We start from the raw sequence: 22,543 nt of genomic DNA, 5'->3' as shown, positions 1-22,543 counted from the left end.
GCGAAAAATCTTTTTTAGACCCTTCCTAAGTTATGCTCATACTGGAATTCTCAGGGTGACATATGGCAGTCATTGGCTAAGCTCCACAACATTTCTTGTATTTTTTACCGCTACCACAAGGACATGGATCATTTCTTCCTATTTTTTTCTTTTTCACAATTGGTTGTTGAGATTTGCCACCTGTGTTTAAGGGTTCTGCTACTCTTTTTCTTTGCATTTTTTCTGGTGATTGAACATGGTACAAATACCTTACTGTATCCTCTTGGATACTATGATTCATCTCTTCAAACATTTCAAATCCTTCATTTTGATAGGCTCTAACTGGATCTTCTTGACCATAAGCCCTTAAGCCTATGCCCTGTCTTAATTGATCCATAGCATCTATGTGATCCATCCATTTACTATCAACTACCTGTAATAAAATTACCCTTTCTATTTCTCTAAATAGTTCTTCTCCTATTTCTTCTTCTTTTTCCTCATATCTTTTTTCTCCAATATTATAAAGTACATCTATTAGTTTCTCCTTGTCTAAGGATTCAATATCATCAATCTTAAGCGTACCCTTGGGTAAAAACATATTCCCTAAGTGATTTTCTAATCCATTTATATCCCACTCTTCTGGATATTTGCTCTGTCTTGTATATATTTCTACTGCCTCTTCTATTATATTTCTTACCATCCCTAGGATATGTTCTCTTAAATCTTCCCCTTCTAATACTTTCCTTCTTTCAGCATATATAACTTCCCTTTGTTTATTCATTACATCGTCATATTGTAATACATGCTTTCTAATAGCGAAGTTGTTACTTTCTACTTTTCTTTGAGCATTTTCTATGGATCTAGTAAGTAATTTATGCTCCAATGGCTCATCATCAGGCATGTTTAAACCATCTACCATATCCTTCATCCTCTCGCCGCCGAAGAGTCTCATTAAATCGTCTTCTAAGGATATATAAAATCTAGATGAACCTGGATCTCCTTGCCTTCCAGAACGACCACGAAGCTGATTATCTATCCTTCTAGATTCATGCCTTTCAGTACCAATAATATGAAGTCCACCAACCTTGATTACCTCTTTTGCTTCTTGCTCCGTATCTTGCTTAAGCTGTTCATATAGCTTTCTATATTCCTCTCTGGCCTTAACGGTCTCTTCATCGGATATATCCATAAAACTATCAACTCTAGATATTATTTCCTCTGAGTGCCCTCTTTTTTTCAATTCTAATTTTGCCAAATACTCAGGATTTCCACCAAGTACAATATCCGTACCCCTTCCTGCCATATTAGTTGCTATGGTTATAGCTCCAAACCTTCCTGCTTGGGCTACTATTTCCGCTTCCCTTTCATGGTGTTTGGCATTTAATACTTCATGAGGTATACCTTCCTTTTTAAGCATTTTACTGAGGATTTCAGATTTTTCAATGGATATTGTACCTACTAAAACTGGTTGGCCTACGCTATGTTTTTCCTTAATCTCTTTTACTATAGCATTAAATTTTGCCCCTTCATTTTTATATACAATATCAGGAAAATCCTCTCTTATAACTGGTTCATTGGTTGGAATCTCAACTACATCCATTCCATATATTTCCCTAAATTCTTCTTCTTCAGTTTTAGCGGTTCCAGTCATACCAGCTAATTTTTCATACATTCTAAAATAGTTTTGGAACGTAATAGTAGCTAAGGTTTTTGATTCGGATTTTACATGTAATTTTTCCTTAGCTTCTATGGCTTGGTGTAAACCTTCGCTGTACCTTCTACCATACATAAGCCTTCCAGTAAATTCATCTACTATTATTACCTCTCCATCCTTCACCACATAATCTATATCCCTTTTCATTATATTATTGGCTTTTAGTGCTTGATTTATATGGTGAGCTATTTCCATATTACTTGGGTCTGCTAGGTTTTCTAAACCAAAATAGCTTTCTGCTTTTGAAGTTCCCTTTTCAGTCAAATTACAAGTTCTAGCCTTTTCATCTATTAAAAAGTCTACTACTTCTTCTTTTATCTCCCTATCGAAAGGATCCCTTTTATCCTCTTTAGGATCCAATATCCTGCCAGTCAAAGTCCTTACAAAGGAGTCAGCAGCTTCATATAGTTTAGTGGATTCTTCTCCCTGACCAGATATTATTAAGGGAGTTCTAGCCTCATCAATTAATATACTATCCACTTCGTCCACTATAGAATAGTATAATTTTCTTTGAACCATTTCCTCTTTATAGATGACCATATTATCCCTTAAATAATCAAATCCAAATTCATTATTGGTTCCATAGGTAATATCACAGTTATAAGCAGCTTTCCTCTCTGCATTACTCATACCATGGACAATACAACCTACAGTTAGGCCAAGAAATTCATATACCTTTCCCATCCATTGTCTATCCCTTTTTGCTAGGTAGTCGTTGACAGTTACTATATGAACCCCTTTACCAGTCAATCCATTTAAATAAGCTGGCAAAGTAGCAACTAAAGTTTTCCCTTCTCCAGTCTTCATCTCTGCAATTCTACCTTGATGAAGAATAATTCCCCCCATCAATTGAACTCTAAAATGTTTCATTCCTAATACTCGATAAGAGGCTTCTCTAACTACCCCATAAGCTTCTGGTAATATATCATCTAAAGATTCTCCATTGTTTAACCTGTTTTTAAATTCTATAGTCTTATTTTGAAGTTCTTCATCAGATAATTTTTGCATATCCTCATCTAAGGCTTCAATTTTATCTACTAAAGGTTCTATTCGCTTCAATTCCCTTTCGCTATAAGAACCAAATATTTTATTTAAAAAGCTTTTCATCCTTTTACCGCCTTTCAATATTGACTAATATCCACTATTACATTTTATCATTTATTAATATTTCAAACAAGATATAATAATTCAGCATAGATACACCTATAGTCTATATCCACCCATAAAAGAATCTTCACCAAGCATTATTTCTTGGATTAAGGCAAATATTCCAAAGCTAATAATCAAATCCCCTAAACTCATTGTTCTAGGAATTGGATAGGGTTCTGAAAATAGAATTGTATCCCCTAATACTGGAAATTTAATATCTTCTACCATAGGATTGTTTATTAAGTTTGGCCTTTCCCAGTTATTAGATATTAATACAATAAAATTTAACACATATCCGAATAATATTGCCCAGAAAGACCTAAGTTTAATGTTTGTAAGAACTCCTATTAAAATTAATATATAAGAAATTATCTGTAATTGTTTATTGTATACCAATAATTTATTTAAGCCGTCTATTTCTTCTACTTTAGATAAAAAAACAAATATGTATTGAATTAAAATTCCCAAAATAAAAACCCAGATGGTCTTATGATTTATAGATTTAAATCTTTTTAACTTACCACCTCTAATTAATCCAATGATTATAGAAATAAGTATAGCTTCTACAAACATGTTATCATCTCCCTTTTGCCTATTAAGGTAAAATAAAATTGCAGGATATACTATCCTGCAATTATAAATCTATCTTAATTATACTATTAAAACTCTGGTTCAATCAACCCATAGTTGCCATCTTTTCTTTTGTATAAAACATTTAAATCATCAGAATCCGCATTCATGAATACGAAGAAATTATGTCTTAATAGCTCCATCTGTAAAATAGCTTCTTCTACATTCATAGGCTTCATATCAAATCTCTTTGTCCTAACAACCCTTGGTTTATCTTCTTCTTCATCATTTAGAGGCATAATATTTTCAAATCTAATGGTCTCACCATTATTATACCTTCTTTGAAGTTTTGTTTTATGCTTCCTAATTTGACGCTCTAATACATCTACAGCTTTATCAATAGAAGCATACATATCATCACTTGATTCTTCAGCCCTAAGTATGGTTCCAGGTAGGTTTATGGTAACTTCAATAATCTTTCTATTCCTTTCTACACTGTAAGTTACATTCCCTTCTGCATTCTTTTGAAAATACTTGTCTAATTTCCCTAATTTCTTCTCAGTTACATCTTTTAAAGCTTCTGTGACCTCCATGTTTTTTCCAACAAAATTTAGTTTCATAAACCCCAGCTCCTTTCATATAAGCAAAAACTTATATCCTTTATTATTATAATATACCCATAAAAGGTGAGTATGTAAACATAAAAAATGTTTTTCTATTATAAAAGTTTATTCATCAATTTTGAATAATTATTTATCAAATAATTAACAATTTGTTGTTGATGGTTTGTGGATAAGTTCATGGGCTATTTGTGGATAATGTGGATTCTTTTGTGGGTAACTGTTTATAGCAAGATTATTTTGTGGATTGTTATCTTGATAAAATCTGCATAAGTTTTTTATTCTATTTTTTTCTACTTTTTTCCTTGTTTTTAGCAAATTTTTTACCTAATATTTATTATTTCTCTTGTAGTATTAAATTTCTTATCCACAAGATGATGTATTGTGTACAATTTACAATTCATATTCACCCTTAACAATTATTTGTGAATAAAATTTCCTTGAAATTAACATTTGCCAAAAACACAAAAAGAAATAGGCAATACTATATCCTATTTCTTTTCATCTATTAATATACTTTCCGTTGTAGATGCATTATACCCTTTATATGCTTTTTTCCCTTCTTTTAATTTTCTTAGTTCTAATTTAGTTTGTTCTAGTCTTTCTTTCATAGCTTGAGTATTTTTCTCATCCAACAATGAAATGGTCATAAGAGTTGAAGATACTTCCTTAACCACCTCTTTTAATTCTCCTAGATTAGGATATTCCTCTAAATTTAATTCATCTATACTATCAATTGAATTCTCTTTTTTAATCTGAGAAAATATGGTTATAAAGGATAAATCTAATTTATCGATTTTTTTCATAAGTCTATCCTTATTGTCCATAATATTGGTTAAACTATCCATATCTTCTTTTTCTATTTTATCCATCTGTTTCTTTGAAATATTGTACATACTATTTAATAATCGATTTTTCTCTTTAGTTATGGATATGAGTTCAGCAATCCTTTCTGTTGACATAAACTACACCTGCCTATTTTTATATACCTTCTTTTTAACCACTTTCATTACTTCTTTCCATGTATCTCTCATGTCAGTTATTATTTCCAATGCTTCATCTATAGGTTTAATGTCTTTACTAATATTTGCATCTATCAATTTATTTATAATAAAATCATATAGTTTTCTTAAATTTGATGATATTTCATATTCCATATTTAATGATGAATTTAATTCTATTATTATATCCTGTGCTCTAATTAACGCCTGGTGGGCTTTCTCTATCTGATTATTTTCTATATTGTATTTAGCAATGTTCATAAATTTAATACCTCCATCATATAACATGAGGGTTAACTCTTCAGGAGTAGCTGTATATACCGTGTTTTGTTTATATTGATTTAAGGCGTTATATGTCATCTTCCCCATCCTTTCATTGTCCCATAAACTGCTGCATTAGCCACATACTCTGCTGATTCATTCTACTTATGGCCTTTTCCATAGCAGTAAACTTTGCATAATAGTTATTCTCTTTTCTAAATAACATTTCATTTAAATCATCTATTTTTCTACTATATTGTAACACGTCTTTATCTAATAAACTAATACTACTATGATTTGTAACAAACTCCAGTAGAATATTGGATTTGACACCCCTATATAAATCTGCATTATCCCCTGCACCAGATTTTTTGATTATCTCTTCCATACCCATCATTAGGTTATCGTATACTCTTGTGATTATACCTCCTATTTCACCTTGCTGAATTACTTCTCCATTCTCATCCTTTTTTTCAGGTACACTTTCTTTGAATAGGAACTCCATTACTCCCTCTGGGTCTTTAGCTATAGCTTCTTTTAATTTTTCCTCATTTATTACCAATTTCCCGCCAGCACTGCCTCTAGAATATTGTTCTGTGCTAATACCTATTTCAGTAATGAGCTTAAAGGGCCCACTGAATTCATCAGAGCTTTCATATAAAGACTGCCTAATATTGAGCATAGTCCTCCCTATTATATCATCATTTCTAAGTAATCCTGATTTAGCCTTTTCTTCCCAAAGTTCTATATCTTCCTTTTCCATTGCTTTCTTTTGTTCTGATGTTAGGGGTTTATAATCTCTATATACCTTTTCACCTAATAGTTTATTGGCCTTGACCACCAATTCATTGTAGTCATTAATGAATTGTTCTAATTTTTCATAAACCCCATCTACATCTGTAGCTACATTTATGGTAAATTCACCTATACTAGCCAATTCCATAGTTATTCCGTTTATGGTAATATGGTTGGATTCATATTCTATGCCAGTGGCTCCGTTAAAGTCGATTTTAGCATTCACACCTTCCTTACTATAGTTTAAATTCTGCTCATCTTTATTAATGTTTAGCTTCAACTTATTAACAAAATCTTCTCCATTCCCATCAGCTTTTATTTCTATCTTAGCACCTTCACCTGTCCCTGTGGTCTGCAAGAAAAATCTATCAATGCTGGCATCATAGGAAGCTCTAACTCCTAAACTTTCACCCTTTTCATCTTTAGCTAAATTAATAGCTTTTACTAATTCATTCATAACTATTTTTCCATCAGAATTCCTCTTGACGGTTATAGGCTCTCCATTAATATTAAATGACAGTTCTTCCCCTGGTTCTCCATCTCCAAATGCATCGTTACCACCAATTTTATCACCACTAGCCAAACTTACTCCTTCAGCTAACTGAGTTACATTCACCTTATAGGTCCCATCTATAGCCTTCCCTGTACTGGATACTGTGGCTATACTTTCATCAGATGATGTGGCTTTTTTCACCCAGTTTAGGTTTTGATAGGAATTAGGTAAAAAGGTTCCTGTTCTGGTTACCGTAGTTAGACCAAACATCTTCCTAGTATTTAAAATAAAGTTGGCAAAATCCTTGTTTATGCTATTATATATTTCTTGTCGCCATAATATGGTCTGCCTGTCCTGTTCTACCCTATCCACTTTTACTCTTTCTGCTTTCATCAAACTTTGAATCATCTCTTCAGTGTCTATTCCCGAAGCCAATCCCGTTATCCTTAAATTATTATACATAGTATCACCGCCTATATCCTCTCATCTACTATTATGCCAGATATCTCCCATATGGCTGCTACCAAATCCAATATTTTCTCAGGAGGTATTTCCCTAATGATTTCATCTGTTGTTACATCTATAATCTTTACCATTATCTGTTTAGTTTTTTCATGAATTGAAAATTCAAACCTTCTATCAAAGGCAACAAATTGTTTATTAGCTGATTCTATAGATTTTATCAATTCTTCTTCTGTATATCTATTTTCTTCCCTTTGCAGTTTAACTGGCTCAATGCCAATATCCTTTGTACCGACTCTCCTCATATTAGAACCATTTCTATTGGAATTATTATAGTTAACAGAATCCACTGTATTAGAAATCCCTTTGATTTGCATTTCTATGGCCCCCTTAATATATTCTGTAATCTATATCGTCAAATTTTAGTTCATTCTTTAGCATTATATTTGCTTTTTCTTTGCCATAGTATAATTAATAATACATAGATTCCTTTAATCAAGGCAGCAAATAAAGCCTTCAATGGGTTGCGGCCGAAATTAATTGCTTTAACATAGAAATAGGAATTAATTGCTTGACTTGGAATTAATCCAAGGGTAGTTCCAAAAATATAATCTTTTATAGAAACAGAGCTAATACCAGATACATAATTTGCAATACCGAAAGGTACGAAAGGCATACTCCTCATAAAAAAAATATATCTTAATCCATATTTTTCAATCCGAATAGAAACTTCATCTAAATCTAAATTTCTTTCTTTTCTATAATATATTTTATTTAATATATTAATAATATCCGATTTAAATATCCTAGCGATAATAAAAGACAATATAGATGCTGCAGTCCCACCAATTACCACATAGATAAATCCTTTATATCCAAAGAAAAAAGCAGCTAATGGAGAAAACCAAGATAGAGGAACAAAAAACACCAATAAAAATGTAATAAATATTGTAAAAAAGATTCCAAATCTATCTCTTTCTTTTCCCAATAATAGAATATCCATTATACTATCCTTCTTAAATATATTAAGGCTAAATATTAAATAGATAAAAGTAAATATTAACGCAAGGACAAACCCTCTTTTTATAATTCTTTTATTCCTCTCCATCTCATCTACTCCTTATCATAATATTATAGTATATTAAAATTAATATTACCATTTTTAGGCTTTAATATTAGTATCTTGTCCAACCAGTCCTTGATTGATATAATATTGATACAATAGAAAAAGGTGAATGCTATGAAAGTAAAAAAAATTGGTATGAGGACAATTAAAACTGCTTTAGCTGTGTCCCTTACTATATTAATTTCTCAATTGTTTAATTTAAGAAGCCCCTTTTTTGCAGGTATTGCTGCCATAATCGCCATGCAAACTTCTGTTTCCGAATCCTTTACTACTGGAAAAAATAGAATGTATGGAACTATTTTAGGTGGTATCGTTGCATTAATATTCTCTTATTTTGCTCTTGAAAGTGTTTTGTCCATAGGAATAGGAATTATAATCATAATCTATACCTGTAATCTATTTGGATGGAAAAAATCGGTGCAAATCTCCAACATGGTGTTTTTATCCATTATACTAAATTATGAAGAAGGAAGTAGGTTAAACTATGCCCTTTATCGAACATTGGATACATTGATTGGATTAGTTATCGGGACTTTAATAAACTATTTCATTGTACCTCCTAAGGCAGAAGACAAAATAATAGAATCCATTGACAATATGTATTCAGAGCTCAAAAATATGGTAGAATCCATTATATGGAAGGACCAAAATCGCACTTTGGAAAATTTGAAAAAATATTTAGTCGATGTAGAAGAAAATTACAATATACTTAAAAATGATGTCAAATTAAATCTATGTAAACCTGACAATTATCATAATTATGATTGGATATTTAATACCTTTGAGAATATTTACAACCATTTGAGTATCCTCTTTGCCATAGAAAAAACACCCCAATTAACCGAAGGGAATAAAAGGACCTTAGAAAATTTATTCCATAAGAAAATACCCCTTTCTTCTAATGGTCCGTTAGATGAGTTGGATTTAGTATATAACTATCATTTGGAAAAACTATTAAAGGGATTGGATTCCATCAAAGAATCTTTATCTACTACTAACTTATAATTAATATATTTCCTAATTCAAAATAAACCCTTCGCTTTGTTCAGCATGAGACCTTTAATCATCCTGAAACTAAAGCAAAGGGTGTTTTTATCTAAAATTTGCTATCATCCACTGAATCTAACCATTCCCTTATAGGTCCTACTACTTCCTTTATTGTCCCATCTATGAATGGATTTTTTAGTCCAGCTAAATCTACTAACTCTAAGAAAGGTTTACTGCCACCTGCTTCACATAGATTTATATAGTTCTTCCAAGCCTTTTCTCTATTCTCCATCATCTTTATCCAAAATTGGAAAGCACAAACCTGGGCTAAAGTATAATCTATATAATAGAAGGGGTTCCCAAATATATGGCCTTGTCTAAACCAGTATCCTCCTCTATTTAATAGATCATTATCTTCATAATCTCTAAAGGGTAGATATTTTTTCTCTATTTCTCTCCATTTAGTTTTTCTCTCTTCTGGAGTAGCTTCTGGATTTTCATAAACAAAATGTTGAAACTCATCTACTGTAACCCCATAGGGAATAAAACTAACGGCTCCACTTAAATGGCTAAATTTATATTTATCCACTTCATCTTCAAAGAACAATTCCATCCAAGGCCAGGTTATAAACTCCATGCTCATGGAATGGATTTCACAAGCTTCTAATGTAGGAAAATTGTATTCAGGTACTTGAAAATCTCTGCTTAAATAGGATTGGAATGCATGGCCTGCCTCATGGGTTAATACATCTACATCACCACTAGTACCATTAAAATTAGAGAATATAAATGGAGATTTGTAATCAGGAATATAAGTGCAATACCCTCCACTCATTTTCCCTTTCTTACTAACTAAATCCAACAAATCTCTTTCTACCATAAAGGTGAAAAACTCATGGGTTTCCTTAGATAGTTCTTTATACATTCTCCTTCCATTTTCCAATATCCACTCTGGATCTCCCTTAGGTGTAGCATTTCCTGTCAAGTATTCTAAAGGTTCATCATAATATTTTAACTCCTCTAGTCCCAGCCTTTTTCTTTGTCTATCCTTTATTTCAGCTACTACAGGAACTAAATCCTCATATACCTGTTTTCTATAATTGGCTACCATTTTTGCATCATAGTCAGACCTAGACATTCGAGCATAGCCCATTTCCACGTAATTATCATAACCTAACTCCTTAGCCATCGTAGTCCTTACTCTTACCAATTCATCATAAACCTTATCAAATTGGGATTCATTTTCTTCAAAAAATCCAATATAAGCCTCATAGGCTACTTTCCTAGTTGCCCTATCCTTGGATTGCATAAAAGGAGCCATCTGACTTAGGTTTCTAATTTCTCCTTTAAATTCTATTTTTGCCGAAGCTATAAGCTTATCATATTGGGTAACCAATTTATTTTCCTTAATAAGGTATTCTATTATCTCCTCTGAGAAGGTTTTTAATTGTAACTCTGCCAATGTAAATATCTGTTTACCCCACACTTTTTCTAATTCTTTTCTAAATTTAGAATTTACTAAGGCCTTATAGAATTTAGATACTACATTTTGATATAAAGGCATATTTTCATCTAAAAAGTCCTGCTCCTTTGAATAAAATTCATCTAAAGTATCGATGGAATGGCGTATATAGACTAAATTTCCCATGGTCTCCACATTGGATCTTATTTTATTGATCTTTGCCATTATATCATTTTGTTCTTTAAAGGTTTCTGCATTATTAAACCTTTCTAATAGGTCATCAAATTCCTTTCCTATTGCATTTAAATCTGGTCTTATATATTCATACTCCTTAAACTTTAACAAATATAATCCCCCCTTACCATATATTAACTACCATTTTATCAGAAAATAAACAAAAATACACCCCTTATTTCAGAGGTGTAGCTTCCTTTCTACTATCTATATTTAATAGTCCAATTCCCATTACTACCAACAATAATCCTATGACCAAATTCATAGTAAAATATTCTCCTTTTACAAATAAAGCGGAGAAAACGGAACCGAATATGGGAATGAAAAGCCTATACATAGTAACCTTTCCTGGGGAATTATATTTTAATATCATATACCAAAGAGTAAATGCTGCTGCTGAAATAAAAGCTGCATACAATAATAAAGATACACTCCTTAAATTAAAATTAATACTATTCCCCTTTAAACCTATTTTACCTATTAATAACAACAATAAGGAACCAGTAAACATCTGACCTCCAGCACTTGAAAAAGGACTCATATCCCTAGGCATGGTTTTTACATACAAAGTAGCTAAAGCGCTTAATATGGAGGAAATTATCAAAAATCCTTCCCCTGTGATTTTAAAGCTTGAATCTAAATTTTTGCCTAGGTTTACGAAAACAACTCCACTGAACCCAAGTAGAAGGCTAATTACACCCTTTAAACCCAATCTATCCTCTTGGTATATAAAATGCGCCATAACTACTACGAAAAAGGTACTACCGGATTGGAGAATTGCACTTTTAATACCTGTGGTATTGGCTACCCCAATGTAGAAGAAAAAATATTGTAAAGATGTTTGAAGTAACCCTAAAAAGATTATAGGTTTTACATGATATTTACTAATGGGAATTCCCTTTTTAAATATTATCCTATGAATTAAAAACACCATCATAGAAGCTATGAAAAATCTTAATCCTGCAAAATAAATCTTCCCAAAAATATCGGATGTCTCTATTTCAAATAATTCATATCCTATTTTCACTACTGGAAAAGCACTTCCCCATAAAGCCATGCAAATTAAAGATATTATCAGTATATTAAGTTTTTTAGTAAAAAATTTTTCCATTTGTTCTCCTTTCTATGCCGAATACTTATATCCAATAACCAATTACCCATTATATCAAATATTAATAATCTTTTGTATAAATAAATATAATCCACCTTGAAAATCTGGCTACATATTGCTGAATATTCAGTATATTAAGGCATATAATTTATAGATAGTCATTTTACTTAAATTAATATTATACCCAAAGGATTGACATGGTATTAAAATAGGAATATAATATACGAAAAACGATCATTAAATTTTATATTAACAGCCTCAAATATTAGCCATTTTCCAACATTCTATTCCATATTCCTCTACAAAGATAATTTTAATTGCCATCATTTTCTTAATTTGCACAATATTCGACATATTCCATCATTTGCATATATGGTTTTTTATCCTTTCATTCAAAGGATTTAAAATATAAATATTTAAAGGAGGGAAAACTTTGAAAAGAAAATTTTTATCACTCTTATTAGTTGGTTTATTAGTCATAAGTATTTCCGGTTGTGGTAAAGATGATACAGCAACTGGAGGTGAAGATTTAGGATTTAAAATTGGACTAGTTACTGGGACTGTATCCCAAGGTGAAGAGGAATTCCGTGCTGCTGAAAACGCAGTAGCTACCTACGGAAGCAATGTAGTTAAACACGTTACTTATCCTGACAAATTTACTCAAGAACAAGAAACCACAATAGCACAAATTACAAGCTTGGCTGCTGACCCTGATGTAAAAGCAATAATCGTTCTACAGGCTGTACCTGGTACTGCTGCAGCCTTCGATAAAATTAAAGAATCTAGAGACGATATCTTGTTCATTGCAGGCGTACCTCATGAAGATCCTGAAACAATTGCACCTCGTTCAGATATTATCCTTGAAACAGATAATCTTAAACGGGGAGAGACAATAGTAGAATTAGCTAAGGAAATGGGAGCAAAGACCTTTGTTCATTATTCTTTCCCAAGGCATATGTCCTATGAACTATTGGCCCAGAGAAGGGATGTTATGGAAAAAACCGCTGCTAAATTAGGTCTAGAATTTGTTGAAGTTGATGCTCCCGACCCAACAGGAGACGCAGGTATTTCAGGAGCTCAACAGTTTATGATTGAAGATGTACCAAGACAAGTTGATAAATATGGTGAAGATACAGCTTTCTTCAACACTAACTGCTCTATGCAAGAGCCTTTGATAAAATCCGTAATAAGTACAGGAGCAATCTATCCAGAGCAATGTTGTCCAAGTCCATATCATGCATATCCAGGTGCTTTAGGCATTGAAATTCCGGAAGATAAAGCTGGTGATGTAGGCTATATGCTAGAACAAACCCATGCAAAAATTGAAGAAGCTGGAGCTTCAGGAAGATTGGCTACTTGGAAGGTACCTGCCAATATGGCTATGGTAGATGCCGCTGTAGAATATGCTATTGCTTATGGTAAAGGTGAAGTTGAAAAATTCGACAAAGATAAAATGGTAGAAATATTAAAAGCAGTTACTAAAGATGACAATGTTCCTGTAAGTGAATTAGAAGGATCCCCTAATTTCCTAATGTTTGTAGCTGGCTCAGAAATATTCTAAATAGAGAGGTCGTTCTTGCGACCTCCTTTTTCTTAAACTAAGGAGGTAGTTTAATGGATTTACTCCAAATGAAAGATATTACAAAATTATATGGTGAAAATAGAGTTCTAAATAAAGTTTCCTTATCCATTAAAGAAGGAGAGATTCATGGTCTTGTAGGAGAAAATGGGGCTGGAAAATCAACCTTGATGAATATACTATTTGGAATGCCAGTTATCCATTCAACTGGCGGATTTGATGGTGAAATATTCATCAACGGAAAGCCCTTTTCCCCAAAGTCACCCGAAGATGCTATGAATATTGGGATAGGTATGGTTCACCAAGAATTTATGCTTATTCCAGGATTTACCGTAACAGAAAATATTAAACTTAATCGAGAAAGAACTAAGCCTACCCTATTGAGTAAAATATTTGGTGAAAAATTAGAGAAATTAGACAAAAATGCTATGGCAAAGGATTCTAGGAAAGTTTTGGACAAATTGAATATGACAGTAGATGAATATTTGCCTTTAGCAGGCCTACCCGTTGGTTATATGCAATTCATCGAAATCGCCAGGGAAATTGATAAAAATCAATTAAAACTATTAATATTAGATGAACCCACAGCAGTCCTTACAGAAACAGAAGCCTCTCAGTTTTTAGATGTAGTTAAAAAACTTTCAGATATGGGTATATCCATATTATTTATATCCCATAGATTAGATGAAATAAAAGAGATAACCCAATCTATTACCATCTTAAGGGATGGTGAAATGGTTAAAACCATAGAAACTGATGAAATAAGCATTGTTGATATAGCTAGATTAATGGTTGGACGAAATATTGATATGGTTAGTACAGTAGATGATAAGAGAAATATTAAAGATGAATATATATTGGAAATAAAGGATTTAAAAGTCAATATGCCTGGTGAAAGGGTTAAAGGATTGAATTTAAATGTGAGAAAAGGAGAGATTTTAGGAATTGGCGGTCTAGCAGGCCAAGGAAAAATTGGTATATCCAATGGAATTATGGGTTTATATGAAACATGGGGAACCATAATAAAAGATGGTAAAAACCTACCCTTAAACGACCCAAGAACAAGTTTAAATTCTTCCATAGCCTTTCTATCTGAAGATAGACGAGGAGTGGGGCTTTTATTAGACGACCCTATAGATTTTAATATCATTTATTCTAGTTTGGAAATTCAAAATAGATTTTTAAAAAAAATTGGTCCAATAAATTTAATAGATAATAAATCTGTTAGAGAATATACTTTAAAGATGATTGAAGAGTTAGACATTAGATGTACAGGCCCTAAACAACATACCAGGTATTTAAGTGGTGGCAACCAGCAAAAAGTGTGTATAGCTAGAGCATTAACTTTAGAACCAGATTTGCTATTGGTTTCAGAACCTACTCGTGGTATAGATATTGGGGCTAAAAAGCTGGTATTGGATACATTAGTCAAATTGAATAAAGAATTGAATATGACCATTATCATCACCTCTAGTGAATTAGGTGAGCTTCGTCAAATCTCTCATAGAATAGCTATCATATATGATGGAAAGGTAAAGGGTATCCTTACCCCCCATGCCTCTGACGAACATTTTGGCCTCCTAATGGCTGGAGAAAGCTTAGACAAGGTGGTGAATTAAATGAAAAAATTTATAGGTAAGATAGGGGTTCCACGGCTAATAATTGCCCTATTTTTAATTGGATTGATAATATTAGCCGTCTATCTAAAAATTCCTCTTTCAAGCTTGATTACAGATATATTAGTCCGTTTTGGAATGAATGCTATTTTGGTTCTAGCTATGATACCAGCTGTTCAATCAGGAATAGGCTTAAATTTCAATATACCCTTAGGTATTGTATTTGGGTTAATTGGAGCCTTAGTAAGTATTGAATTTAAATTATCAGGGTTTTTAGGATTCTTAATCTCCATATTAATAGCAGTGCCATTGGCTGTTATAGCTGGCTATTTCTATGGAAAGATGCTCAACAGGATTAAAGGACAAGAAATGACTGTTGGAACCTATATAGGTTTTTCAGTAGTTTCTTTAATGTGTATTTTTTGGTTAGTAGCTCCTTTTAAAAGTCCAGAGCTAATCTGGGCTTATGGTGGAAATGGCCTTCGTGTTACCGTATCCTTAGAATCTTCTATGGCCCATGTATTAAATAATTTTTGGCATTTTTATATTGGTAACGTAAGAATCCCTACTGGATTGTTATTGTTCTTTGCCCTTTGCGCTTTAATAGTGTGGATTTACAGTAGAAGTAAAAAAGGTTTAACTATGATGGTAGCTGGCAGTAATGCCAAGTTCGCCTTATCTAATGGCATTGATGTAGATAAGGAAAGGATTTCAGGCACTATCATTTCCACAGTATTGGCTGCAGTGGGAATAATAGTGTATAGTCAAGCTTTTGGGTTTTTACAACTATATAATGCTCCCCTTTATGCTGCTATGCCAGCAGTGGCAGCTATATTAATAGGTGGTGCTACCCTACAGCGAGCAAGAATAATCCATGTAATAATTGGAACCTTACTATTCCAATCTTTATTGGTAGTTGCTCTCCCCGTTATCAATATATTATCTGAAGGTAGTATGTCTGAAGTCATAAGGGCAATTGTAAGTAATGGAATAATCCTCTATGCTCTAACAAGATCAGGGGGTGATACAGCATGATGGTACCCATAATATTTTTAATATTATGTATTGCAGGTTTCTTTTTTACTGGCCTTCCAGCTAGTTTTTTGATGAATGAAATGATTATTCGACTTGCAAGGAATTTAATCCTCGTTCTATCTTTGATAATCCCTGTAATAACTGGAATGGGTTTAAATTTTGGAATCGTTCTAGGAGCTATGGCAGGTCAAATTGGTTTAATAGCCATTACCAATTATCATATTGGTGGAGGATTAGGATTTTTTCTAAGTGTTATAATATCCACTCCCCTTGCCATCCTCTTTGGATTTTTAGTAGGCAAGGTTTTAAATAAGGCAAAGGGAAAAGAAATGATTACTAGTATGATTTTAGGATTCTTTGCCAACGGAGTTTATCAACTGGTGTTTTTAATATTGGCAGGCACTTTGATTCCCTTTAGAAATAAGAATTTACTCTTATCCTCTGGTGTAGGCCTTAAAAATACAGTAGACTTAGCAGGAGTAAGATATTCCTTAGATAAATTAATCCCCTTTCATAAAATCAATTTAGGCTTATTCCAATGGCTAAACAAATATCCAGTGGCCACCTTAATATTAACAATATTATTATATCTATTGGTAAGCTATTTTTTAAAGACAAAACTAGGACAGGATATGAGAGCAGTAGGACAGGATATGCATATAGCAGAAGTTTCAGGTATTAATGTAGATAGAACCAGAATAATTGCCATTATCATATCCACAGTACTAGCTGCTTGGGGTCAGATAATATTCCTCCAAAATATAGGAACATTAAATACCTATGGTAGCCACGAACAGGTAGGATTATTTGCTGTAGCCTCCCTCCTAGTAGGTGGAGCTACAGTGGACAAAGCTTCTTGGAAAGAAGCTTTAATAGGTACCTTCCTATTCCATTTATTGTTCATCATATCTCCATTAGCAGGACAAAATCTAATGAACAATGCCCAAATTGGTGAATACTTTAGAGTGTTTGTGGCCTACGGAGTTATAGGTGTAGCGCTACTACTTCACGCTTGGGAAAAAGACAAATCTAAAACCTCCTTGTCAATTGACAATTAACCTATAATCATTCTGAATGAAACGAAGAATCTCATAACTGAGATTCTTCGTCAATTCTCAAAATCACCTTTCCATTTTATTAACCAAAATTTTTTTGAATTTTATCCTTTTTTCATGCAGAATATTTAATATTAATATATAATATATATTAGCCTGACAATTATTTTTTATGGAGGTTAATATGAACAGACTAGATTATAATCAGATACAAACTATTCAAGAGAATACAACAAAAAAACTGATTAAATATATAAATGAATTTGTAAAAAAGGATAAAGTTTTGGACTCTATAGAGTTTTATTATCCTGATTTTGATGAACAAAAGACTAAAGTTGCCTTTAATGTCTGGATTAGTATCGATTATAGGACTAATTATGGCAAATCTTTTATAGAACATATGCTAGAAGAAAAATCTTCTTACCTTACCAGCTTAGAAAAGGAAATACTAATAGAGAGAAATAAATCCTTTATCTCCTTATTTGAAGTAGAGAATATTAAAGGCGATAATATATATATATTAGACCTATTGACTAGAAAAAGACGTATCATATGGGAACCCAATATGTCCAGTGTTCTTAAACCATCAGACCTTATCTTTGGGAGAATAGGAAGAATAATCGACTATGAAGGCTTTATTGGAAATATTAGTTTTTTACCCCATGCAGTTAAGGACTTGTTTATTGGGGAAGTCTTTGTAGATTATAATAGAATAAGGTTTAGATTTCCTGAACTATCCATAGATAGATATCTAAAAATATATAGTATTAATGTCTATAGGATTTATACGGAATGTGTATATCAAGTAATGGATATGGATGAGGATATTACTAATATTCTTTATGATGAATTAGATGAATTTGAAAATTACTTGCAAAATTATATGTCTAGGCTACAAATAAAAAAACATATTACCAATTTAATCAATATTTTTGAATACTATTTAATGGAAGAGGAATTATCCCTTTATGATTTAGACCAGTTTGATATCGAATCTATGCTGATAGAGTCCATCAATGATGGGTTTATTACAACCCAAAAGGAATTTAGCTCTTATATTTCAACATTGAAAAAATATATAGGATTTTTGAAAAACAAGAATCCAATTTATAAAAAATCCTATGAAGATATACTAAAAATAAGCAAAAATAGGTTTCTATATATAGATGATTTTAAACAAATTAAAACCCCCTTTAATATCAGTAGGAATATTGCCAATGGTATAAGCCATGAGTTAAATGAAGACGCTTTCGATTTTATTATGGATTACGAAAAATTCCTATTATATATAATGAGTAATCCTCTGGAAACAACATCAAAAAGAAAATATATTAAAAGGAAACATTTGATTGAGTTAAACGATATAATGGAATACAGAGAAACCATAGCAAAAAAATCACCAAATCAAGAAGATTTCCCAATGCTCCACCTTTTTTATAAGTTTTCCCTTAATAATAGATTGGTGAAGCTTGGAGATAATTTTTTATCTGTAACAAAAATTAGTTCTAATTTTTTGAGATTAAGTGACGAAGAAAAATATAGCTTATTTCTACAATACATTTGGAGTGAAGATCTGTTTTATGATAAAAAAGTATTAGAAATATTAATCAATTTAAAAGAAGGGATACCATATAAATTGAGCAATCTCCCCTTTGACAATAGCTATTCCTATGGTCTTCTTATTGAAATGTATAAATATTTAGGGATAATGGGAATATTGGAATATAGCCATTGCCCTACTACAAATATTAGCATTACCCCTTTTGGTAAGTTGTCTTTGAGTATTCTATCAAATAAGGATAACCACCATAAGAAAAATGGAAAGATTATCTACTTAAACAGATAGTTTTAAACTATCTGTTTAATAATGTAATCCATTTCCCTCCCCCTTTTGGTTGAAATGCCAAAGGGGGATTCATATTTTGTCAATTTTCTAAATAATACCTTATATCTATATATAAAACTTGATCTATCTAGTATAATAATATATATACCATTATAAGGTGGGATTATACTATGGATAATACAAGGTTAAACCATATTGTGAATAAAGTCGATGATATGCCTGTACTACCCAATAGAATTCACAAAATCATAGAAATTACAGAAGATCCAGATTCTACAATTCATGATTTAGAAAAGGAAATATTAAAAGATCAAAGCTTAACTTCTAAGATATTAAAACTTGCTAACTCTGCATATTATGGTTATCCACGAAAAATAAACACAGTTTCTCAAGCCACAATACTATTAGGATTTCAAACCATAAAAAGTATGGCTTTAGCTTCTACAGTTAGCAAAATGATGGCTGGTGCGTTAAAAGGTTATGCATTAGAAAAAAACGATTTATGGACCCAATCACAAACCTGCGCCATCACCTCTAGATATATAGCTAAAAAAGTGAAAATAACCAATCCAGAAACCGCCTATATAGGTGGCCTTCTCAGGGATATTGGTAAAACCATATTAAATCATCATGTAGAAAAAGAATATAATGCAATAGTGAATAAAGTTGAATATAGAAAAATTTCCTTCTTAGAAGCTGAAGAGGAAATCCTTGGGTTTAACCATGCCCAAGTTGGGGAAAGAATTGCAGAGAAATGGAATTTCCCAAAGGATTTAGTGGAAACCATAGGCCTACACCATTCCCCAGAAAAATCTACTATGGATCCAAAATTAGTTTCTATAGTCCACATAGCCGACGCAATTACTATGATGATGGGAGTTGGTATTGGAGTAGATGGACTTAGATATAATTTTTCTTCTTTTGCACTTGAAACTTTAAATCTAAATCCCAATGATATAGAACTGCTACTATCTCGTTCCCATGATTTGATTGTGGACAAAGATAGTTTTGATTTAATATAGATAGAAAAATAAGTAAGAGAACTCTATGGATTTCTCCAAAGAGTTCCTTTTCTTATTTTAATTCCTTCAATAATTCTATTAAGTATTTATATACTCTTTCTATAGAAGAAACACTTACCCTTTCCTGTGGCGTATGAACATCTGCCATATCTGGTCCTATGGATATAATATCTAAGTTAGGATATTTATCCGCAAGTACTCCACACTCTAAACCTGCATGGATAACTGTTGATTCCATTTCTTTATTGAACATTTCTCTATAGACCTTTAAAGCCTTATCCCTTAGTTCTGATTTAGGATTATATGGCCATTATCTAGAATTAATTTAATAGGATCCTTTTTAAAATCATGATCACTATCCTCTTCCTTTTCACAAACCATGTCCATATGTCCTTGGATAATAACTCCAGGAGAATTTTCACATCCTTTAGTAGCAGGCTTTCTTATTATTATATTTAATGAATCATCTTGAATAGTTTCAAGACCTAATTTTTCCCCTACACTTTTAATATAGTTACTAATTTTTTCTTCATCATAGGTACATCTTGGAATTTGTGAAATCTCCTGGAAATAGTGAAAAACCCTTTTTGGCTCCAAATCTTTTTAGTTGCTATTATTTTCAATGATTTTTACTATCAATTTAGAGGCTAATTTCATAGATTCAGTTGGTATTAATTCAAATCTTCCATGAAAATTATACCCACCAGTAAATATATTAGGACAAGGTAGCCCCATATAGGATAATCTGGCTCCATCTGTTCCCCCTCTAATAGGTTTGATTATAGGTTCAATTCCCAATTCAATCATAGATTTTTTAGCAAGTTCAATAATTTCCATATGAGGCTCTATTTTTTCTTTCATATTGTAATAGCTATCTTCTATGTCTGCCTCTATAATATTTCCATATTTCTTATTTAGAAAATCTACAATTTCCTTAAATAGAGCTTTCTTTTCTTCAAACTTTTCCATAGAATGATCTCTGATAATATAATTAACCACTGTATGGTCTACATTTCCAGTAATATCATCTAATAGATAAAATCCTTCATAGCCTTCTGTATATTCAGGCTTCTGTTCTACAGGTAACATGCTCTCAATCTCCATAGCCACTCTAAGGGAGTTAATCATCACATTTTTAGCTGCTCCCGGATGAACGTTTTTACCTTGGATTTCTATTCTAACGCTAGCTGCATTAAAGTTTTCATATTCTAATTCTCCTACAGGACCTCCATCTACAGTATAAGCAAAATCAGCATTAAACCCTTCTACATCAAATAAATCTGCTCCTCTGCCTATTTCTTCATCTGGTGTGAATCCTATTTTAATATCTCCATGTTTTATTTCAGGATTTTCTATTAAATATTCCATAGCATCTATAATAGCAGCTACACCTGCTTTATTATCTGCCCCAAGTAAAGTAGTTCCATCTGTTGTTATAATTTCCTCGCCTACAAGTTCTTTTAAGAAAGGAAATTCTTTCTGAGTCATAGAATATTTATCATTCAATTTAATATCTCCACCTTCATAGGTGAAAATTTGAGGATTTATACATTTTCCATCTAAATCAGGACTAGTATCTAAATGAGCTATAAATCCTATGATAGGTACTTCTTTGTCCATATTAGATTTTAATGTAGAATATACATAGCCATTTTCATCTTGTTTTACATCTTCAAGACCTATTTCCTTTAATTCTTCTACTAAAATAGCTCCTAATTCTAATTGTCCCTTAGTACTAGGACATGATTCTGAATTTTCATCCGATTTTGTATCTACTGCTATATATCTTTTAAACCTTTCAATAATCCTATCCATTTAATCTCTCCTCTCTAAATAAACTTCTTAGCTTTTGAGGATCTTATATTATGGTCTGTAATATTAACATTAAAATGGAGAAACCACCTACTATACCCATTAATGGTAATATGAATTTCAACCATTTATCATAGGTTACATCCACCATTTCAAGAGTTGCTAAAATCAACCCTGTTGGTGTTATAAATGCCATCCATCCTTGACCCCAGTTATAAGCTGTAACTACTATATCTCTAGATAATCTTACTTTATCAGCTAAAGGTGCCATTATAGGCATAGATAATGTAGCTAAACCTGATGAAGAAGTTATAAAGAATCCTAATATACTAAATAACACCATTTGAACTGCTTCCTTTTCAGAAAGTCCAGATAAGAATATTATTACTAAAGCAACTCCAAAGAATAATGCTGACATTTCTGCAAACCACCAGCCACCAACGGATACTCCCCAAATCATCACTGGAAATGCTGCTAAAAATACTAAAAGTATTAGTATTCTTCTCCAGTTGAAAGGTGCTACATTATCAGGATTGTAATCTTTTAAGAACCTCTCTTCTATTCTACCCATATCATCTGAAATTAAAGAGTTGTTTGGATCTTTTTGAACTTTT

At 32.0% G+C, this 22,543-nt stretch carries 20 protein-coding genes and 1 pseudogene; 7 read left to right on the top strand and 14 right to left on the bottom strand.

From position 1 onward, the window contains the following. Window positions 1–76: 76 nt before the first annotated feature. The 8 genes from secA to C3E90_RS05050 all read right to left on the bottom strand — a co-directional run bounded on the left by secA (window position 77) and on the right by C3E90_RS05050 (window position 8,152). Window positions 77–2,800: a preprotein translocase subunit SecA gene (secA, locus tag C3E90_RS05085; protein WP_236914584.1), complete on the bottom strand. Its 2,724-nt coding sequence runs from the start codon at window positions 2,798–2,800 to the stop codon at window positions 77–79. Between the two features lie 96 nt (window positions 2,801–2,896). Next, the gene (locus C3E90_RS05080) at window positions 2,897–3,415 is read right to left on the bottom strand and encodes a DUF5317 family protein (protein WP_236914583.1); all 519 of its coding nucleotides are present in this window, start codon (window positions 3,413–3,415) and stop codon (window positions 2,897–2,899) included. A gap of 86 nt (window positions 3,416–3,501) precedes the next feature. Next, entirely contained in the window at window positions 3,502–4,032 is a 531-nt protein-coding gene (gene hpf / locus C3E90_RS05075) for a ribosome hibernation-promoting factor, HPF/YfiA family (RefSeq protein ID WP_236914582.1), read from the bottom strand. 491 nt (window positions 4,033–4,523) lie between these two features. Beyond that, window positions 4,524–4,994, bottom strand: a complete 471-nt coding sequence (locus tag C3E90_RS05070; RefSeq protein WP_236914581.1) for a flagellar protein FlgN — start codon at window positions 4,992–4,994, stop codon at window positions 4,524–4,526. Between the two features lie 3 nt (window positions 4,995–4,997). Then, window positions 4,998–5,393, bottom strand: coding sequence for a flagellar export chaperone FliS (gene fliS / locus C3E90_RS05065; RefSeq protein ID WP_236914580.1), 396 nt, complete (start codon window positions 5,391–5,393; stop codon window positions 4,998–5,000). Window positions 5,394–5,406: 13 nt separating this feature from the next. Then, complete coding sequence (gene fliD, locus C3E90_RS05060) at window positions 5,407–7,044, bottom strand: flagellar filament capping protein FliD (RefSeq protein ID WP_236914579.1); 1,638 nt, start codon at window positions 7,042–7,044, stop codon at window positions 5,407–5,409. A gap of 11 nt (window positions 7,045–7,055) precedes the next feature. Beyond that, the gene (locus C3E90_RS05055) at window positions 7,056–7,421 is read right to left on the bottom strand and encodes a flagellar protein FlaG (RefSeq protein WP_236914578.1); all 366 of its coding nucleotides are present in this window, start codon (window positions 7,419–7,421) and stop codon (window positions 7,056–7,058) included. A 50-nt stretch (window positions 7,422–7,471) separates the two neighbouring features. Further along, entirely contained in the window at window positions 7,472–8,152 is a 681-nt protein-coding gene (locus tag C3E90_RS05050; protein ID WP_236914577.1) for a TVP38/TMEM64 family protein, read from the bottom strand. 132 nt (window positions 8,153–8,284) lie between these two features. Here C3E90_RS05050 and C3E90_RS05045 point away from each other — a divergent pair, with 132 nt between their 5' ends. Beyond that, window positions 8,285–9,175, top strand: coding sequence for an FUSC family protein (locus C3E90_RS05045; RefSeq protein ID WP_236914576.1), 891 nt, complete (start codon window positions 8,285–8,287; stop codon window positions 9,173–9,175). A 91-nt stretch (window positions 9,176–9,266) separates the two neighbouring features. On the opposite strand, the gene C3E90_RS05040 is transcribed toward C3E90_RS05045, so the two are convergent. Continuing rightward, complete coding sequence (locus C3E90_RS05040; RefSeq protein ID WP_236914575.1) at window positions 9,267–10,964, bottom strand: M3 family oligoendopeptidase; 1,698 nt, start codon at window positions 10,962–10,964, stop codon at window positions 9,267–9,269. A gap of 64 nt (window positions 10,965–11,028) precedes the next feature. Continuing rightward, the gene (locus tag C3E90_RS05035) at window positions 11,029–11,964 is read right to left on the bottom strand and encodes a DMT family transporter (RefSeq protein WP_236914574.1); all 936 of its coding nucleotides are present in this window, start codon (window positions 11,962–11,964) and stop codon (window positions 11,029–11,031) included. Window positions 11,965–12,397: 433 nt separating this feature from the next. Between C3E90_RS05035 and C3E90_RS05030 the strand changes: the two genes are divergently transcribed. The 6 genes from C3E90_RS05030 to C3E90_RS05005 all read left to right on the top strand — a co-directional run bounded on the left by C3E90_RS05030 (window position 12,398) and on the right by C3E90_RS05005 (window position 20,117). Beyond that, window positions 12,398–13,525 carry a DUF3798 domain-containing protein gene (locus tag C3E90_RS05030; protein ID WP_236914573.1) on the top strand — a complete coding sequence of 376 codons (1,128 nt, stop codon included), beginning with the start codon at window positions 12,398–12,400 and terminating at the stop codon, window positions 13,523–13,525. Between the two features lie 53 nt (window positions 13,526–13,578). After that, window positions 13,579–15,162 (top strand): sugar ABC transporter ATP-binding protein, encoded by a 1,584-nt coding sequence (locus C3E90_RS05025; RefSeq protein WP_236914572.1) that lies wholly within the window; start codon window positions 13,579–13,581, stop codon window positions 15,160–15,162. Continuing rightward, window positions 15,163–16,194, top strand: a complete 1,032-nt coding sequence (locus C3E90_RS05020) for an ABC transporter permease subunit (RefSeq protein ID WP_236914571.1) — start codon at window positions 15,163–15,165, stop codon at window positions 16,192–16,194. Beyond that, window positions 16,191–17,252 carry an ABC transporter permease subunit gene (locus C3E90_RS05015; protein ID WP_236914570.1) on the top strand — a complete coding sequence of 354 codons (1,062 nt, stop codon included), beginning with the start codon at window positions 16,191–16,193 and terminating at the stop codon, window positions 17,250–17,252. The genes C3E90_RS05020 and C3E90_RS05015 overlap by 4 nt, the downstream gene beginning before the upstream one ends. A gap of 181 nt (window positions 17,253–17,433) precedes the next feature. Next, entirely contained in the window at window positions 17,434–19,095 is a 1,662-nt protein-coding gene (locus C3E90_RS05010; protein ID WP_236914569.1) for a hypothetical protein, read from the top strand. Window positions 19,096–19,265: 170 nt separating this feature from the next. Continuing rightward, window positions 19,266–20,117 (top strand): HDOD domain-containing protein, encoded by an 852-nt coding sequence (locus C3E90_RS05005; protein WP_236914568.1) that lies wholly within the window; start codon window positions 19,266–19,268, stop codon window positions 20,115–20,117. A gap of 52 nt (window positions 20,118–20,169) precedes the next feature. Here C3E90_RS05005 and C3E90_RS05000 read toward each other — a convergent pair whose 3' ends face one another. The 4 genes and pseudogenes from C3E90_RS05000 to C3E90_RS04985 all read right to left on the bottom strand — a co-directional run. Continuing rightward, window positions 20,170–20,370 (bottom strand): hypothetical protein, encoded by a 201-nt coding sequence (locus C3E90_RS05000; protein ID WP_236914567.1) that lies wholly within the window; start codon window positions 20,368–20,370, stop codon window positions 20,170–20,172. A gap of 29 nt (window positions 20,371–20,399) precedes the next feature. Then, complete coding sequence (locus tag C3E90_RS04995; protein ID WP_442870561.1) at window positions 20,400–20,714, bottom strand: hypothetical protein; 315 nt, start codon at window positions 20,712–20,714, stop codon at window positions 20,400–20,402. A 6-nt stretch (window positions 20,715–20,720) separates the two neighbouring features. Next, window positions 20,721–21,932: a peptidase T gene (gene pepT, locus C3E90_RS04990; RefSeq protein WP_236914566.1), complete on the bottom strand. Its 1,212-nt coding sequence runs from the start codon at window positions 21,930–21,932 to the stop codon at window positions 20,721–20,723. A 43-nt stretch (window positions 21,933–21,975) separates the two neighbouring features. Further along, window positions 21,976–22,527 (bottom strand): annotated as a pseudogene (locus tag C3E90_RS04985) (YfcC family protein); the annotation flags it as partial. Window positions 22,528–22,543 lie beyond the last annotated feature (16 nt).

Source organism: Clostridium sp. Cult2 (genome assembly GCF_021655075.1).
Classification (GTDB): Bacteria; Bacillota; Clostridia; order Tissierellales; family Tepidimicrobiaceae; genus Schnuerera.
Note: the sequence above shows the minus strand (reverse complement) of the source record. Positions and strands in the feature narration are given on the sequence as shown.